This is a genomic window from Dietzia sp. 111N12-1 (assembly GCF_001658045.1).
GTDB classification, from domain to species: Bacteria; Actinomycetota; Actinomycetes; order Mycobacteriales; family Mycobacteriaceae; genus Dietzia; species Dietzia kunjamensis.
Window position 1 is genome coordinate 46,466 of sequence record NZ_LSSV01000024.1, and the last position, 17,057, is coordinate 63,522.

The window sequence follows — 17,057 nt, forward strand, 5'->3', positions numbered from 1 at the left end:
GCAGGTCTGACCTCGCTCGAGCGGTGGTGCCCCCGGTCGGACTCGAACCGACACTGGACGGGTTTTGAATCCGTTGCCTCTGCCAATTGGGCTACGGGGGCGAACGCGGTGAACCGCTGGTCCGGAAGTCTAACCGACGACCGATGAGCGTCTGTCCGACGCCCGCCCTAGAGTGGCCGTGTGAGCACCACGAGTCAGACCGCAGAAGCCAACACCGCCCCCGGTTCGGGCGCCACCTCCGGCGCCACAGCGGGGGAGGGGCCCACCCGCCTGCTGCTCCTGGACGGGCACTCACTCGCGTTCCGTGCGTTCTACGCGCTGCCGGCCGAGAACTTCTCCACGGCGTCCGGCCAGCACACGAACGCCGTGTACGGATTCCTGTCGATGGTCGCCAACCTGGTGACCGAGGAGGAGCCCACGCACCTGGCCGTGGCGTTCGACGTCTCCCGTGCGACGCTGCACCGCACGGCGGAGTACCCCGAGTACAAGTCCACCCGGTCGGCCGCGCCCGAGGAGTTCAAGGGGCAGGTCGAACTCATCCAGGAGGCGCTGGTGGCGTTGGGGGTGCGGACGCTGTCTCTGGAGGGCCACGAGGCCGACGACATCATCGCCACCCTCGCCACACACTCGGGCGGCGCCGAGACGCTGATCTGTACAGGGGACCGTGACGCTCTGCAGCTGGTGTCCGACGAGGTCACCGTCCTCTACCCGGTCAAGGGGGTCTCCGAACTCGCCCGATTCACACCCGCCGCGGTCGAGGCGAAGTACGGGGTGACGCCCGCCCAATACCCGGACGTGGCCGCTCTGCGCGGTGACACCTCCGACAACCTCCCGGGCGTGCCCAAGGTCGGCGACAAGACCGCAGCCAAGTGGATCACCCAGTACGGCACCCTCTCGGAGCTCATCGCGCACGCGGACGAGGTCAAGGGCAAGGTCGGTGAGAGCTTCCGTGAGCACCTGCCCCAGGTGCAGCTCAACCGGCGGATCACCGAGCTCACGCGTGACCTGGACCTCGGCGTCGAGATCAGGGACCTCGTCCGCGCGACCCCGGAGCGTGCCGACGTCAACGCACTGTTCGACCGGTTGGAATTCGGGCCCCAGGCGCGCGACCGCTTCCTCTCCGCCTTCCTGCCGGAGGGCGCCCCCCAGCCCGCCGCCGAGGTGGAGCTCGAGCAGGCCTCGGTGCTGCACGCGGGCGAGGTCTCCGACTGGCTCGCCGCCCACGCGCCGGCCGGGCAGCGGCACGGCCTCGTCGTCGTCGGACTCTCCCGGCCCGGGGCGGGCGACGCACAGACCATCACCATCGCCGCCGCCGGCGGGGCCTCCGGACACCTCGACCTCGCGGCCATCGGGCCGGACGACGAGCAGGCGCTGCGCGCCTGGCTGGCCGACGACGCGGTATCCAAGGCGGTCCACGACGCCAAGGCCGCCACGCACGCACTGACGGGGCGCGGGCTCCGGTTGGGCGGGGTGACCATGGACGTGGCCCTGGCCGCCTACCTGGTGCGACCCGGACAACGCAGCTACGGACTGGCGGAGCTGTTCCAACGCCATCTGCAGCGCGAACTGCCCGAGGCGGAGGTGGGGGACAAGCAACTGTCCCTGCTCGACGATGTCGATGACGCCGAGACTGAGCAGAAGAACGCCGACGCCGCCGCGACCCGCGCCCGCGCGGTGGTCGATCTCGCGGAGCGGCTGGACGTGGAGCTTGAGCAGGTGCACGGGGCGCGCCTGATGGCGGAGATGGAACTTCCGCTCGTGCCGGTGCTGGCGCGGATGGAGTCGCTCGGGATCGCGGTGGACGGCGGCGCCCTGGAGGGATTGCGGGACGACTTCGCCGACCGCGGGCGGCAGGCGGCCGACGCCGCCTACGCCGCGATCGGCGGCGAACAGATCAACCTCGGCTCGCCCAAGCAGTTGCAGGTCGTGCTGTTCGAGACCCTCGGCATGCCCAAGACCAAGAAGACCAAGACCGGGTACACCACCGACGCCAAGGCGCTGGAGGAACTGCTCACCAAGGAGACGGGCGACACCCCGGGACGGGCGTTCCTCGAGGCACTACTGCTGCACCGCGAGACCACCAAGATGCGGACCACGGTCGAGGGGCTCATCAAGACCATCGGTGACGACGGGCGTATCCACACCACGTTCAACCAGACCGTGGCCGCGACCGGCCGGCTGTCCTCGACGGACCCCAATCTGCAGAACATCCCCGTGCGCACCGAGGACGGTCGACGCATCCGCGAGTCGTTCGTCGTGGGTGAGGGTTACGACTGTCTTCTCACCGCCGACTACAGCCAGATCGAGATGCGGGTGATGGCACACCTGTCCGGCGACGCAGGGCTCATCGAGGCGTTCCGGACGGGGGAGGATCTCCACTCGTTCGTCGGCTCGCGCGCGTTCGGCGTGCCGATCGACGAGGTCACCCCGGAGCTCCGTCGCCGGGTCAAGGCCATGAGCTACGGGCTGGCCTACGGGCTCAGCGCGTTCGGCCTCGCCGCCCAGCTCGGGATCAGCCAGGGTGAGGCGAAAGAGCAGATGGAGGCCTACTTCTCTCGCTTCGGCGGCGTGCGCGACTACCTGCGCGCAGTGGTCGAACAGGCCCGCCGAGACGGCTACACGGAGACACTGTTCGGGCGGCGTCGCTACCTGCCCGAGCTCAACTCGGACAACCGGCTCAAGCGGGAGAACGCCGAACGTGCCGCGCTCAACGCACCCATCCAGGGCACGGCCGCCGACATCATCAAGGCGGCCATGCTCAAGGTCGACGCGGACCTCACCGAACGGGGGCTGAAGAGCCGCCTTCTACTCCAGGTCCACGACGAACTCGTGCTCGAGGTGGCGGAGGGCGAACTCGACGAGGTCCGGGGCCTGGTCGTGGACCGCATGTACTCGGCTATCGAGCTCGACGTCCCGCTGGACGTCTCGACCGGAACCGGTCCGGATTGGGACTCGGCGGCGCACTGACCGTCCCGTTGCCCTGCCGGGCGGCAGCCGACCTGTACCCTAAGTTCATTTCAGATTCGGCTCCACGACGCCTGAAAGGGCACCCCATGACGATCACCTCCCGGCGCGGCCTGCGCGCCGCCATGGCCCTGACCGCCACCGCGGCCCTCGCGCTGACCGGTTGCACCACCAACACCGAGGGGCCGCAGGACTCCGGGGAGCCTCGTGACGAGGTGTCTCTCGAGACCGATGAGGAGATCGCCGCACTCGTCCCGGCCGAGATCCGTGACAAGGGCGTCATCGTGATCGGCACCAATCCGCCGTACGCGCCCAACGAGTTCAAGAACGAGAGTGGCGAGATCGTCGGCTTCGACATCGACGTGATGACCGCCGCCGCCCAGCTGATGGGGCTTCGCGCGGAGTTCCGCGAGTCCGACTTCGAGAAGATCATCCCGGCGATCGAGGGCGGCACCATGGACATGGGAGCCTCGTCGTTCACGGTCAACGACGAGCGGCTCCAGACCGTCGACTTCGTCACCTACTTCGAAGCCGGCATCCAGTGGGCAGCCGCCGCCGGCAACGACGTCGACCCCGATGACGCCTGCGGCCTGAACGTCGCCGTCCAGCGGACCACGGTCTCCGACCAGGAGGACGTGCCCGCCCGCAGCGAGGCCTGCGTCGCGGCCGGGAAGCCCGCGATCGAGAAGGTCCAATTCGATTCCCAGGACGAGGCCTCGACCGCCGTGGCGCTCGGGAAGGTCGACGCGATGTCCGCCGACTCGCCCATCTCCGCCTACGCGGTCAAGCAGTCCGAGGGCAAGATGCAGCTCGTCGGCGACGTGTTCGACTCCGCCCCCTACGGCTGGCCCGTCCGCAAGGACTCGGAACTCGCCGCCGCCCTCGAGGCTGCCGCCGACAAGCTCATCGAGACCGGCGACTTCGAGACGATCGCCCAGAACTGGGGCCTCGAGGCCGGGCTCATCGATGACGCCGAGATCCGGAAGGGCTGAGTGACCGGTAGGTGAGTACCGCGCAGAAGGGGGCGGACGCCCCCGCGGCGGAGGCCCCGGAACCGATCCGGGCGGTGCCTCTCCGGCACCCGTGGCGTTGGGTGTCGGCGACCGTCGTACTGGTCCTGGTGTTCCTGTTCATCTGGGGCGCGGCGACCAACCCGGCCTACGGGTGGGACACCTACGCCCGCTACCTGTTCGACACCAGGTTCGGCATGGCCGTGTTCTACACGATCGCGCTGACGCTGCTGTCGATGATCCTCGCCGTGGTCCTCGGCGTCATCCTCTCGGTGATGCGGATGAGCAGCAACCCCGTGCTCAAAGCAGTCGCCTGGGTGTACCTGTGGATCTTCCGCGGAACGCCGATCTACGTGCAGCTGCTGTTCTGGGGCCTGATCTTCACCCTGTACCGCCAGGTCCAGTTCGGGATCCCGTTCACCGACCTTCAGTTCGTCCGGTTCGACGACACGATGGTCCTGTACTCGGCGTTCTGGCTGGCCGTGGTGGGCCTGGCCATGAACGAGGCCGCGTACATGGCGGAGATCGTCCGCGCGGGCATCTCGTCGGTTCCCGAGGGGCAGGCCGAGGCCTCGACCGCACTGGGGATGACGTGGGGCCAGACGATGCGGCGGACCATCCTGCCGCAGGCGATGCGGGTCATCATCCCGCCGACGGGCAACGAGTTCATCTCGATGCTCAAGACCACCTCACTCGTCGTGGCGATCCCGTTCTCCGGTGAGCTCTACGGGCAGGCGCGCGACATCTCGGGCGTCAACTTCCAGCCCATCCCGCTCCTTCTGGTCGCCGCCACCTGGTACCTGGTCATCACCAGCGTGCTCATGGTGGGTCAGCACTACCTCGAGAAGCGCTTCTCCCGCGGCGCCACCCGGAAGCTCACCGGCCGGCAACTGCGCGCACTCGCCGATGCGGACGGGCTCACCCCGTCCGCCCTCGCCGCCGTCAAGGGCACCGATCAGTCGGGAGGGATGGCATGACGACGATGGTCAGGGCCGAGCAGGTCTGCAAGAACTTCGGGTCGCTGCGCGTCCTCAAGGGCATCGACCTCGAGGTCGCCGCCGGTGAGGTGCTGTGCCTGGTGGGGCCCTCCGGATCGGGCAAGTCCACCTTCCTCCGGTGTATCAACCACCTGGAGCGGGTCGACGCCGGCAGGCTCTACGTCGACGGCGAGCTGGTGGGCTACCGGGAGAAGGGTGACAAGCTCTTCGAGATCTCCCCGAAGCAGGCAGCCCGCCAGCGACGGGACATCGGCATGGTGTTCCAGCACTTCAACCTGTTCCTCCACCGCACCGCCCTCGAGAACGTCATCGAGGCGCCGATGTTGGTCAAAGGCCAGTCGCGTGGGGAGGCCACCGAGCGGGCCCGCGACCTGCTCGCGAAGGTGGGTCTCGCCGCCAAGGCCGATGCCTACCCGGCCCAGCTGTCCGGCGGGCAGCAGCAGCGCGTGGCGATCGCCCGGGCCCTGGCCATGGACCCCAAGCTGATGCTGTTCGACGAGCCGACCTCGGCCCTCGACCCCGAGCTGGTCGGGGAGGTCCTCGGCGTGATGCGCGATCTCGCGGACGCGGGGATGACCATGGTCGTGGTCACCCACGAGATGGGGTTCGCCCGGGAGGTCGCCGACACGGTGGCGTTCATGGACGACGGTGTCGTGGTGGAGTCCGGCACACCCGCGGACGTTCTCACCTCGCCGTCCCACCAACGGACCAAGGACTTCCTGTCCAAGATCCTGTGACGCCGGGCGGGTCCGGCGCGAGGGTGGGTCAGGAGAGCGTGGCCACGAAGATCGCCGTGCCGGGGAAGATCCCGCCACGCAGCGGGCTCCACTGCCCCCACTCCCGGTCCAGCCACTCCGGCCACTCCGGCTCGATGAGGTCCTGCACCACGAACCCGGCGGCGACCAGTTCGCGGATCCGGTCGCCCACCGTCCTGTGGTGCTCGACATAGGTCAGCTCGCCGTCGTCGTACTCGGTGTACGGCGAGCGGTCGAAGTAGGGGAACACGGCCAACAGACCCTCCGGGCCCGGATCGTCGCGGAAGATCCACCGCATGGGGTGGTTGACCGAGAAGACGAACCGGCCGCCCGGTCGCAGGACGCGCGCCGCCTCCGCCATCACGCCCGCGGAGTCCGCCACGAACGGGATGGCTCCGAACGCCGAGAACGCGACATCGAAACTGCCGTCCGCGAACGGCAGCCGGCCGGCGTCGGCCTGGATCAGGGGTACGGTCGCCGCCGGGCCCGTCGCCCGGCTCGCAGCCTCAGCCCCCACACGGAGCATCCCGGCCGAGAGGTCCACGGCCACGGCACGGGCGCCCCGGCCGGCGATCCACCGGGAGCACGGAGCCGACCCCGACCCGATCTCGAGCACGTCGCGGCCCTCCACGTCACCGAGCAGGTGCCAGTCACCTTCGTGCAGGCCCTCGGGGCACCAGACGAACTCGCCGTCGGCGGAGTGGGCGCCGAGGAACTCGCCGTGGTGATGGTGGTAATCCGTCGCCTCCGAGTCCCACCACATCCGTGAGGCTCGGACCGACTCTCCATGTCCTGGGGGGTTTGTGGACGTCACGTGTGAAGCGTACAGTTGACGGTCGCGTGCGTACGCGCTCGCTTTCTTCCCGTCCGCTACGATTCCTATCCACTCCGGAGCACCCCACCATATGACCACCAACACCACGTCCCCGCAGGTAGCCGTCAACGACATCGGCTCCGCTGAGGACTTCCTCGCCGCCATCGACGCCACGATCAAGTACTTCAACGATGGTGACATCGTCGAGGGCACGATCGTCAAGGTCGATCGTGACGAGGTCCTGCTCGACATCGGCTACAAGACCGAGGGCGTCATCCCCTCGCGCGAGCTCTCCATCAAGCACGATGTCGACCCGGGTGAGGTCGTCGAGGTGGGCGATGAGGTCGAGGCCCTGGTCCTGACCAAGGAGGACAAGGACGGCCGTCTGATCCTGTCCAAGAAGCGCGCACAGTACGAGCGCGCCTGGGGCACGATCGAGGAGCTCAAGGAGAAGGACGAGGCCGTCAAGGGCACCGTCATCGAGGTCGTCAAGGGTGGCCTCATCCTCGACATCGGTCTCCGTGGCTTCCTCCCCGCCTCGCTGGTGGAGATGCGCCGCGTCCGCGACCTCCTGCCCTACGTGGGTCAGGAGCTCGAGGCCAAGATCATCGAGCTGGACAAGAACCGCAACAACGTGGTGCTCTCGCGCCGTGCATGGCTCGAGCAGACCCAGTCGGCCGTGCGCTCCGAGTTTCTGCACCAGCTGCAGAAGGGCCAGGTCCGCAAGGGCGTCGTGTCCTCGATCGTCAACTTCGGCGCCTTCGTGGACCTCGGCGGGGTCGACGGCCTCGTCCACGTCTCCGAGCTGTCCTGGAAGCACATCGATCACCCGTCCGAGGTCGTCGAGGTGGGCCAGGAGGTCACCGTCGAGGTCCTCGACGTCGATCTGGACCGCGAGCGCGTCTCGCTGTCGCTCAAGGCCACGCAGGAGGATCCGTGGCGGCACTTCGCCCGGACCCACGCGATCGGTCAGATCGTCCCGGGCAAGGTCACCAAGCTCGTGCCGTTCGGCGCCTTCGTGCGTGTCGACGAGGGCATCGAGGGCCTGGTCCACATCTCGGAGCTGGCCGAGCGCCACGTCGAGGTCCCGGACCAGGTCGTCACGGTCAACGACGACGCCATGGTCAAGGTCATCGACATCGACCTCGACCGTCGTCGTATCTCGCTCTCGCTCAAGCAGGCGGACGAGGACTATGCCGAGGAGTTCGACCCGTCGAAGTACGGCATGGCCGACAGCTACGACGAGGCCGGAAACTACATCTTCCCCGAGGGCTTCGATCCCGAGACCAACGAGTGGCTCGAGGGCTTCGAGAAGCAGCGCGAGGAGTGGGAGAACCGCTACGCGGAGGCCGAGCGTCGCCACAAGATGCACACGGCCCAGATCGAGAAGGGTCGGGCCGCTGCTGCGGAGGCCGCCGAGGCCGCCCCGACCAACTACTCGTCGGAGTCCACCCCGTCGTCGCGTCCGGCTGCGGCGGAGGCCGCTCCGGCCGAGTCCACCGGCGGTTCGCTGGCCTCGGACGAGCAGCTGGCCGCCCTGCGCGCGAAGCTCGCCGGAGGCGAGTGATCGCACAGTAGGCATCTGAGAGCGGCCCCGCACCGGTATCCGGTGCGGGGCCGCTCCGTCTATCCCCGGTGCGCTCCGGTGGCGGTGGCCCGTCTGTGACGTGCGCAGTGCGGAAGTGCCGCCTTGCGCGCCGGACGGGTGAGCACCCTTGGCGATGCGAGCTCCCGGGTTTGGCTGGTGGCGCGTCATGCCGGGGGCGAGGAGGCCGCCCGCACCGACCGTCCCGCTCCCGGGGTCATCGCGGTGGATGTCGGATCGGGTGAGATCGGGGCGGTGACCACCCTGCGTCGCATCCCCGACGGACTCACGGGCGTCGGCGGGGGTGTGCCCGACGCGCGGGAGTGGCGCGCAGCGATCGATCAACGACCGGGCGGTTCGACGATCGGCTCGGCGACGGCGGGCTCGGCCTCCGCGATCTCCTCGAGGCGTTCCTCGTCGATCACACCGCGGTCGTCGATGGCTCCGGACTCCGCCGCGGTACTGACCGTGACACGGGACTCCACGGTGGTCCGGGGGTCCGCGTCCGGAGCGGCGAAGTCGAACTCGTCGAGGTCGGTTCGAAGTAGGAAGACGTTGTACGCGTCCCAGGTGGAGAGCGTGTAGTACAGGTACCGGCTGTCGTTGTCCGTGGTGAAGGGATGGATCATCGGTGCGTAGCCGTTCGGGAACATGCTTCGATCGACGATGGTCTGTGGCTCGGACCACGGTCCCCAGGGGCTCTCCGACACCCGCATGGAGACGACGCCCGTCGGCGAGGGCGTCATGGCGATGTACTTGTCCAGGTGCTCGTTGTACTGCACCGAGAGTTCCTCGACGCGTGCCGGGATGACGTCGTACCCGGTCGGCTCGTCGGTCCAGCCCGCGCCCGGACCCGCGTACCACTCGTACGCGGCGGGGTCCTCGATCTGCCCGATCGGAACCCGAGTGAGCATCGCAGGACCCTGACGACCGGACGGGGTCACGTACTCATAGAGATGACCAGCGTCGAGGAGGAACGCACTCATCTGCGCCCCGTACCAGCGGTCTCCGTCCACCGGCGGCAGGGTCTCGCTGTCCGGAGCGGGTTCGAACTGGACTGTCGGGTTCCATCCGGTGAAATCCGTGACGCGCCGCATCGTCTCGGTGAGCACCGTCCACGATTCGCCGTCGTCCGTGGACTTCACCAGTGCGGAGTAGTTGGTGTTCCAGCCGCCAGGCGCGTTCCAGTCCCGCACGGACATGACCCGCATGTACATGTCATCACCGGTGCTGATCGCGGCGGTCGGGATGACGGTGACCTCGCCGGTCCCGTTGGACTGGTGCGCACCCTGGACGAGTGCCGTGGCCTTCCCTTGTGGATCGGAGGGGACCGCCCTGAGGACGTCCATCCCGTTCTCGGGGCTCCCGCCGGCGGTGGCGAGCATGACGTTGGAGCGCCACTGGTTGTCTGTGGGAGTGCAGTCTCCGAAGGTGTCGCCGAACAGGGCCATGGTCTCGCCATCGTGGGTGAAGGTGATCCCGAGGTCTGTGCCGTGGATGTCGTACAGCTCGTCGGTCTTCGCGGGGCTGGTCGGCCCGGTAACCAGCTGGCGTACGGACGTGGCGCCCTTGAGGACCGGGATGGTGCCGTCGGCCCCGGTGACCCATCGGGGGAATCGGCGAACCGAGGTTGCGGTGGCGTCGAGCACGGAGTTGGTCGCGTTCGCGAGCGATCCGGTGACGGGGAAGGGGCCGAGAGATCCCGGGGGGATGTTCCCGAAGAAGCTGTTGCACGGACCGCTCTCGCCGAGCAGTGAGCCTGTCGAGCCCGAGGACCCGGTCGATCCGGTCGACCCGGTCGACCCGGAGGAACCGGTGGAACCGGTGGAACCCGTGGAGTCTGCGGACTGGGCGGCTGCGTGGGCGGGAGCCACCGTGATCGCCAGTGCTACAACGAGAGGCAACGCAGAGAGTAGACGTGGCACAGAGTTAATCCGGTTCACACGTGAGACCCTACCTACGTCGCTCGGACCGGCACGCCTTTCGGTCACCTAGACTCCACGTCATGCTGATGGTGGGTCTGACCGGTGGGATCGGTGCCGGCAAGTCGACGGTGACGGCGGTGCTCGCGGAGGCGGGGGCGGTGGTCGTGGACGCGGACCTCATCGCCCGCGAGGTCGTCGAACCGGGTTCCCCCGGGCTGGCGATGCTCGTCGCCGAATTCGGCGAGGACATCCTGGGGCCGGACGGTGCACTCGACCGCGCCGCCCTCGCCGCCCGCGCCTTCGTCGACGCGGAGCGGACCGCGGCCCTCAACGCCATCATCCATCCGCTGATCGGGGAGCGGACGGCGGAGCTGTTCGGCTCGGCGCCGGAGGACGCGATCGTCGTGCACGACATGCCGCTCCTGGTGGAGGGCGGGATGACACCCGGCTACCACCTGGTGATCGTCGTCGACACCCCGGCGGAGATCCGGTTGCAGCGGTTGGTGGAGTTCCGGGGGATGCCGGAGGACGACGCCCGCGCCCGCATGTCGAGGCAGGCCACCGATGAGGCCCGCCGGGCCGCCGCGGACGTGGTGATCGACAACTCCGGGGACCGGCAGACCGCCGTGGACCTCACCAGCGCCCTGGTCGAGGTCCGCCTGCGCCCGTTCGAACACAACCTGCGCACCGGGACCCCCGTGGTGGGCGACCGCACCGTCGTCCCGTTCCGTCCCGAGTGGGCAGGGGAGGCGGAGCGGGCGTGCGCGCGCCTACGCCACGTGGTGGGGAAGATCGCCACCCGGATCGACCACGTCGGTCCGACCGCGGTCGAGGGTCTGGACGCGCCCGACGTCATCGATCTGCAGGTGACGGTGCGGGACGCGGCAGCGGTCGAGGTCGCCCTGCGCACGCTCACCGAGGCGGGATACGTGCGTGATCGGTCGAGCGAACGGCCGTTGCTGCACTGGTGCGACCCCGCCAGGCCGCTGGAGGTGTCGATCCTGGCAGAGGACGACCCCGAGCACGAGTTCTCGCTACTCATGGCCGAGGTGATCGGCGCGGACCCCGACGCACGGGCCGAGTACGCGGAGATCCTGCGTCGCGCGGACCGCGAGGAGACGCGTCAGTGGGAGCGCACCCTGAGCGAGGCCGTGCTGCGGGGGCGGTAGCGCCGACCGGGGGCGCGTCCGCAGCCCCGCCCCCGGCCGGGTCTCACTCGGTCGGGACCATCCCGTCGACCAACTCGGAGACCGGCACCTGCCGGACGACCTCGGTCGGCGCCGGCTGAGAGCTGGCCCGGCGCAGGTTCGGGTCGGGGAACACCTCCGACAGCCGGGTGCGCACGAGGAAGACGTTGTATGCGTTCCAGGTGGTGACGAGGTAGTAGAGGTCCTCGCCCTGCGCCCACGGGTGCATGAACGCCCCGTAGACGCCGGGAAGCACCGAATAGTCCACCAGCGTGGTGGCGGAACTCCACGGCCCCTCGGGGCGGTCGGCGGTGCGGAGGACCACCGAGTCGTACCCCTGCGAGTACATCGCCGTGTACTTCCCGAGGTACTCGTTGTACATGGTCGATATCTCGCTCGCCGGGGCGGGCAGGACCCGCTCGGCAGCGCCGACATCGGACACCCATGCCGAGCCGTTCCAGTACTCGTACGCCTCGGGGTCGAGGACGCCCGCGGCGGGCGGGGTGGCGGATCCGTCGAGCTCGTCAGCGGTCGGGGAACCGGCGAGCGGAACGCGTGCGACGACCGCCCCGCCCTGTCGCCCGGAGGGGGTGAGGTACTCGTACAGGTGCGTGTCCGTCTTGAGGAACGAGCTCATCTGGGAGCCGCGCCACGCAGGATCCACCGCCGGGGCTCCAGCGCCGAGGGGGACCGTGTCGGTGATGGGGCGGGCCAGAGACGGGGCGACGGCCCAGTTCTCGCCGTTGTCCGTCGAGTACGCCATCCCCGAGTAGTTGGTGGTCCACGATCCGGGTTGACCCCAGTGGGCCACGGACATGAACCGCAGGTACTGGACACCGTCGACGGAGATACCCGAGGTCGGGATGATCGTGACCTCACCGGGCAGCCCGGATCGCGGGACCAGCGACTTGGCGAGACCGTCGGTGCCCATGGCGGCGGAATCGATGGTGATGCCGTCGGTCAGATCGGTGTCGGCGGAGCGGAACAGGACGTTGGAACGCCACTGGTTGCCGGGCACCGTGCAGTCGCCCATGGTGTCGCCGAACGCCATCAGGACCTGTGGGTCGGCGGGATCACCGTTGTCCCACATGATGCCCAGGTCCGTTCCGGCCACTCCGAACCGGTTGATGGAATCCCCGGGACTCGTGGGCCCGGTGACGAGCTGCTCGAACCGGGTGGGTCCACGCAGGACGGGTACCGTGCCCTCCTCTCCGGTGATCCACGGTGGCATCCCGTAGACCGACCCGATCATCGGATCGAGCGAGCCGGACAGTCCGTTCCCCAGGGAACCGGTCTCCAACTGCTGGACCAGCGATCCCGAGCGGTCGGCGGAACCCAACGCCCGGGAAGTCGAGCCGAGCGACCCGGCGTCACCGGAGGACCCGAGCGAGCCGAGGGAACCGGTGCCCATACCGGCCCCGGTCCGGTTCTCCAGCAGGGAACCGAAGTTGCCGAACATCTCGCTGCACGGGCCGGCCGCGGCGGTTCCGGCGCCGACCGTGCCGAGGGTCACGACCGACGCGGCGGCCGTGATCGACGCGACGACGACCGAGCTCAGGCGGCGGGGGAGAGGTCGGGTCATGTCACGCCTCCGGGATGGGCCGACGCTCGACCAGGACGGTCTCGCCGGTGTCCGCCGGGTCCGGGGTGTTGCGGGTCCAGCTGTCGTCGGTCGTCCGCATCCGCGCCCGGGCGTCGGGCAGGGTCCGCGGCGGGATCTGGGTGAGGTCGGTCCTCATGAGGAAGACGTTGTAGGCGTCCCAGGTGGACATGGTGAAGTACAGGTCCTCGCCGCGGGTCTCCACGGCGGGGCTCCACGGGTGGACGAAGGCGCCGTAGAGGGTCGGGACGTGCTGGTACGAGAGCAGGATGTCTTCACCCGACCACGGGCCCCAAGGGGTGGCGGACTGGGCCATGACGATGTTGTTCGCGCTGTTGTTGTACAACGCGATGAAGCGACCCAGGTGCGCACTCCAGGACACCGACAACTCGCTCACGGCCGAGTTGACCGTCGGAGCGCCGAGCACCGGGACGGCGTCGCGGTGATCGACGACCCAGTCGCCGCCGTCCCAGAAGCGGTAGGCCGCCATCTCCTCGATCCGGTTCTCGGGGACCCGCGCGAGCCGTGCGGACCCGCTCCGACCGGAGGGTGTGAGGTACTCGTAGACGTACCCGTCGTGCTTGAGGAACGCGCTCATCTGCCCGGCGGTGTGGGTGGTGGACTCCGGGCCCAGGTCGACCGGGAGAGGCATCGGTGCGGTACCCCGCCGGGCGGTATCGCGTACGGGGACCCAGTTCTCGCCGTTGTCCGTCGACCGGGCGAGAGCGGAGTAGTTGGTGGTCCACTCACCGGGCGAACCCCACCGTTCGACGGACATGTACCGCAGGTACTGGGTGCCGCCCACCTCGACGCCAGCGGTGGGGATCACCGTGGTCTCGTCGGGGTGGCCGGTGCGGGGGAGGATCGACTTCGCCATCCCGGGCCGCTCCATCGGCGCGTCGGTGATGCGCATCCCGTCGGCCAGAGTGCGATCGCCGGATCGGAACAGGATGTTGCTGCGCCACTGGTCACCGGGCTCGTCACAGTCGCCCATCGTGTCCCCGAGGGCCATCATCATCTGCGGATCCGAGGCGTCGCCGTTATCCCAGAGGATTCCCAGGTCGGTGCCGGAGATGCCGAATCTGTCGACCGTGTCGTTGGGGCTGGTGGGTCCCGTCAGCAACTCGACCGTGGTGGTCCGGCCCCGGAGGACCGGGATGTACCCGTTCCCGCCGTCGGCCCACGGGGTGGCAGGCGCGGACGTGGGCGCCCCCAGAGACCCCGAGAGGGACCCCGACCCGCCCGCGGTGCCGCCGGCCGGGGGCCACGGGTCACACGGTGCGGCCGTGGCGACCGGTGCGAGGAGGGTGAGGGCTCCCGCCGCGAGAGAGGCGGCGGTGACCGCCGTGATCGGCCGACGTACGCCGTGGGGGCGGGCGGTACGACGACGAAGTGGGCTGAGGGCCACGGGGTTCTCCAGACGACATGACAGGGACGGTGAGGGGTTGCTCACAGCTACGGTAGTTGGCACCCCTGACATCCGCTGCGGCGACACCGGTGGGCGGGGGTGAACGGCTGCTCGTACGCTGGTGGTATGGCTTTCGCGACAGAGATCCCCGACGACGGGGTCCCCGCCGACCCGACAGTGCTCTCGTACTCGGAGTTCCGACCGATCGGCGATGTCGAACGTAGTGCGACCCGCTTCGAGGTCGTCAGTGAGTTCACCCCGTCGGGCGACCAGCCCACGGCGATCGCGGAACTGACCGAACGCCTCGCACGCGGGGAGCGCGACGTCGTACTGCTCGGTGCGACCGGCACCGGCAAGTCGGCGACCACCGCCTGGCTCATCGAGAAGGTGCAGCGGCCGACCCTGGTGATGGCGCCCAACAAGACGCTCGCCGCGCAGCTGGCCAACGAGTTGCGCGAGATGCTGCCCAACAACGCGGTCGAGTACTTCGTCTCCTACTACGACTACTACCAACCGGAGGCGTATATCGCCCAGACGGACACCTTCATCGAGAAGGACTCGTCCATCAACGACGACGTGGAGAGGCTCCGGCACTCCGCGACGTCGTCCCTGTTGTCCAGGCGCGACGTCGTCGTCGTCAGTTCGGTCTCGTGCATCTACGGTCTCGGCACACCCCAGTCCTACCTCGACAGGTCGGTGGCGCTGGCCGTCGGGCAGGAGGTCGACCGCGACCAGTTGCTCCGGCTGCTCGTGGATGTCCAGTACGAGCGCAACGACGTGTCCATGACCCGGGGCACGTTCCGGGCGAAGGGCGACACCGTCGACATCATCCCCACCTACGAGGAACTCGCCGTTCGCATCGAGTTCTTCGGGGACGAGATCGACGCGCTGTACTACATCCACCCGCTGACCGGTGACGTCGTGCGCAGGGTCGACGAGGTGCGGATCTTCCCGGCCACCCACTACGTCGCCGGTCCCGAGAGGATGGCCAAGGCGATCGCCTCCATCGAGGCCGAGCTGGAGGAGCGCCTGGCGGAGCTGGAGAACCAGGGCAAACTGCTCGAGGCGCAGCGGCTGCGCATGAGGACGTCCTACGACATCGAGATGATGCAGCAGGTGGGCTTCTGCTCCGGTATCGAGAACTACTCGCGGCACATCGACGGTCGGCCGGCGGGCAGTTCGCCGGCCACGCTCATCGACTACTTCCCCGAGGACTTCCTCACGGTGATCGACGAGTCCCACGTGACCGTGCCGCAGATCGGCGCCATGTACGAGGGCGACGCCTCCCGCAAACGCAATCTCGTCGACTTCGGGTTCCGCCTGCCGTCCGCCCTGGACAACCGTCCCCTGACCTGGGAGGAGTTCTCCGGCCGGGTGGGTCAGACCGTCTACCTCTCCGCCACGCCCGGCCCCTACGAGATGGGGCGCGCCGGTGGGGAGTTCGTCGAACAGGTCATCCGGCCGACCGGGCTCGTCGACCCGAAGATCGTGGTCAAGCCCACCAAGGGGCAGATCGACGACCTGACCGGGGAGATCCGTCAGCGCGCCGAACGCGACGAGCGGGTGTTGGTGACCACGCTGACCAAGAAGATGTCGGAGGACCTCACGGACTACCTGCTCGAGTTGGCGATACGGGTTCGGTACCTCCACTCGGAGATCGACACCCTCCAGCGGGTGGAACTACTCCGAGATCTCCGGCGCGGGGAGTACGACGTCCTGGTCGGCATCAACCTGCTCCGGGAGGGACTGGACCTGCCGGAGGTCTCGCTCGTGGCGATCCTGGACGCCGACAAGCAGGGTTTCCTCCGCTCGGCCACCTCGCTCATCCAGACAATCGGCCGTGCGGCCCGCAACGTCTCCGGTGAGGTCCACATGTACGCGGACTCGGTCACCGAGGCCATGCGGCAGGCCATCGACGAGACCGATCGCAGGCGTGAGAAGCAGGTCGCGTACAACACCGAGCACGGCATCGACCCGCAGCCGCTCCGCAGGAAGATCGCCGACATCCTCGACCGGGTCGGAGAGGAACACGGGGACGACGCGGATCCCAGGGCACGACCGGAGCTCGTGGGCGCCCGGGCGGCCGACGGGTCGGCGCGACCCCGAAAGGAGCTGGAGAAGCTCATCGAGGAGATGACCGAGCAGATGATGTCCGCGGCCACCGACCTGAGATTCGAGCTTGCGGGGAGGCTCCGGGACGAGATCGCCGAACTGCGTAAGGAACTCAAGGGGATGCGTGAGGCCGGGGTCGACTAACCTGGGCCGCTTTCTCTCGCGTTTACCCCGCCCGTCGGCGGCGTCCTCGGACTACTCTGGGTGAAACGTGTTCCCGAGGAGAGGAAGCAAATGAGCGCCTACACCAGAGTGGTGGTGGGAACCGACGGTTCCGAGTCGTCCTACCGTGCCGTCGATCGCGCCGCGCAGCTGGCCGCCGACGCCTCGGCGGACCTCGTGATCGCCTGCGCCTACGTGCCCGCCGATCCGCGTTCGGTCAGCCAGGCCGCGGATCAGCTCGGTGACGACGCCTACCAGATCCGCGGGGACAATCCTGCGGAGGACATCGTCCGCGGCGCCAAGGACCGGGCCCAGAAGGCCGGAGCGACCAAGATCGAGGCGCGCACCGTGAAGGGGGCGCCCGTCGAATCGCTCATCAAGCTGGCCGACGACATGGGGGCCGACCTCCTCGTGGTGGGCAACAAGGGACTCAACTCCCTGACGGGTCGGCTGCTCGGGTCCGTGCCCGCCGACGCCGCTCGGCGCGCGACCTGCGACGTGCTCATCGTCCATACCACCTAGACCGCGCGCTTCACC

General features: G+C 68.7%; 12 protein-coding genes and 1 tRNA gene. 8 read left to right on the forward strand and 5 right to left on the reverse strand.

All coding sequences use genetic code 11. The features are described 5' to 3' along the window. Positions 1 to 24 precede the first annotated feature (24 nt). Positions 25 to 101 (reverse strand) — tRNA-Leu (locus AYO52_RS04925). Between the two features lie 79 nt (positions 102 to 180). Here AYO52_RS04925 and polA point away from each other — a divergent pair. The 4 genes from polA to AYO52_RS04945 all read left to right on the forward strand — a co-directional run bounded on the left by polA (position 181) and on the right by AYO52_RS04945 (position 5,709). Beyond that, positions 181 to 2,967 carry a DNA polymerase I gene (gene polA, locus AYO52_RS04930; RefSeq protein ID WP_172812118.1) on the forward strand — a complete coding sequence of 929 codons (2,787 nt, stop codon included), beginning with the start codon at positions 181 to 183 and terminating at the stop codon, positions 2,965 to 2,967. 86 nt (positions 2,968 to 3,053) lie between these two features. Further along, positions 3,054 to 3,956, forward strand: coding sequence for an ABC transporter substrate-binding protein (locus AYO52_RS04935; RefSeq protein ID WP_067714013.1), 903 nt, complete (start codon positions 3,054 to 3,056; stop codon positions 3,954 to 3,956). Between the two features lie 11 nt (positions 3,957 to 3,967). Further along, on the forward strand, positions 3,968 to 4,951 hold the full coding sequence (locus tag AYO52_RS04940) for an amino acid ABC transporter permease (RefSeq protein ID WP_067714016.1): 984 nt from the start codon (positions 3,968 to 3,970) through the stop codon (positions 4,949 to 4,951). After that, entirely contained in the window at positions 4,948 to 5,709 is a 762-nt protein-coding gene (locus AYO52_RS04945) for an amino acid ABC transporter ATP-binding protein (RefSeq protein WP_067714019.1), read from the forward strand. Before AYO52_RS04940 ends, AYO52_RS04945 begins: the two co-directional genes overlap by 4 nt. Before the next feature lie 28 nt (positions 5,710 to 5,737). Here AYO52_RS04945 and AYO52_RS04950 read toward each other — a convergent pair whose 3' ends face one another. Continuing rightward, positions 5,738 to 6,490, reverse strand: coding sequence for a class I SAM-dependent methyltransferase (locus AYO52_RS04950; RefSeq protein WP_241261417.1), 753 nt, complete (start codon positions 6,488 to 6,490; stop codon positions 5,738 to 5,740). A gap of 142 nt (positions 6,491 to 6,632) precedes the next feature. On the opposite strand from AYO52_RS04950, the gene rpsA reads away from it, so the two are divergent. Continuing rightward, a complete protein-coding gene (gene rpsA / locus AYO52_RS04955; protein WP_067714021.1) occupies positions 6,633 to 8,108 on the forward strand; it encodes a 30S ribosomal protein S1 in 1,476 nt (491 codons plus the stop codon). Positions 8,109 to 8,467: 359 nt separating this feature from the next. Here rpsA and AYO52_RS04960 read toward each other — a convergent pair whose 3' ends face one another. After that, complete coding sequence (locus AYO52_RS04960; protein WP_156523529.1) at positions 8,468 to 10,030, reverse strand: DUF4185 domain-containing protein; 1,563 nt, start codon at positions 10,028 to 10,030, stop codon at positions 8,468 to 8,470. A gap of 101 nt (positions 10,031 to 10,131) precedes the next feature. Here AYO52_RS04960 and coaE point away from each other — a divergent pair, with 101 nt between their 5' ends. Next, positions 10,132 to 11,220, forward strand: a complete 1,089-nt coding sequence (gene coaE / locus AYO52_RS04965) for a dephospho-CoA kinase (RefSeq protein WP_067714027.1) — start codon at positions 10,132 to 10,134, stop codon at positions 11,218 to 11,220. Positions 11,221 to 11,263: 43 nt separating this feature from the next. Here the strand turns inward: coaE and AYO52_RS04970 are convergent, their stop codons facing one another. After that, positions 11,264 to 12,820 (reverse strand): DUF4185 domain-containing protein, encoded by a 1,557-nt coding sequence (locus tag AYO52_RS04970; protein WP_067714029.1) that lies wholly within the window; start codon positions 12,818 to 12,820, stop codon positions 11,264 to 11,266. 1 nt (position 12,821) lies between these two features. Next, positions 12,822 to 14,189, reverse strand: a complete 1,368-nt coding sequence (locus AYO52_RS04975; RefSeq protein WP_067714118.1) for a DUF4185 domain-containing protein — start codon at positions 14,187 to 14,189, stop codon at positions 12,822 to 12,824. 183 nt (positions 14,190 to 14,372) lie between these two features. Here AYO52_RS04975 and uvrB point away from each other — a divergent pair, with 183 nt between their 5' ends. Continuing rightward, positions 14,373 to 16,502: an excinuclease ABC subunit UvrB gene (gene uvrB, locus AYO52_RS04980; RefSeq protein ID WP_067714032.1), complete on the forward strand. Its 2,130-nt coding sequence runs from the start codon at positions 14,373 to 14,375 to the stop codon at positions 16,500 to 16,502. A 90-nt stretch (positions 16,503 to 16,592) separates the two neighbouring features. Further along, a complete protein-coding gene (locus tag AYO52_RS04985) occupies positions 16,593 to 17,042 on the forward strand; it encodes a universal stress protein (RefSeq protein ID WP_067714034.1) in 450 nt (149 codons plus the stop codon). The last annotated feature ends 15 nt before the right edge of the window (positions 17,043 to 17,057 follow it).

Excerpts from the sequence above, each read along its gene's own strand:
- AYO52_RS04985 (WP_067714034.1), top strand. The coding sequence starts at position 16,593 with ATGAGCGCCTACACCAGAGTGGTGGTGGGAACCGACGGTTCCGAGTCG.
- uvrB (WP_067714032.1), top strand. The coding sequence starts at position 14,373 with ATGGCTTTCGCGACAGAGATCCCCGACGACGGGGTCCCCGCCGACCCG.
- AYO52_RS04950 (WP_241261417.1), bottom strand. The coding sequence starts at position 6,490 with ATGTGGTGGGACTCGGAGGCGACGGATTACCACCATCACCACGGCGAG.
- AYO52_RS04945 (WP_067714019.1), top strand. The coding sequence starts at position 4,948 with ATGACGACGATGGTCAGGGCCGAGCAGGTCTGCAAGAACTTCGGGTCG.
- rpsA (WP_067714021.1), top strand. The coding sequence starts at position 6,633 with ATGACCACCAACACCACGTCCCCGCAGGTAGCCGTCAACGACATCGGC.
- coaE (WP_067714027.1), top strand. The coding sequence starts at position 10,132 with ATGCTGATGGTGGGTCTGACCGGTGGGATCGGTGCCGGCAAGTCGACG.
- AYO52_RS04970 (WP_067714029.1), bottom strand. The coding sequence starts at position 12,820 with ATGACCCGACCTCTCCCCCGCCGCCTGAGCTCGGTCGTCGTCGCGTCG.
- AYO52_RS04935 (WP_067714013.1), top strand. The coding sequence starts at position 3,054 with ATGACGATCACCTCCCGGCGCGGCCTGCGCGCCGCCATGGCCCTGACC.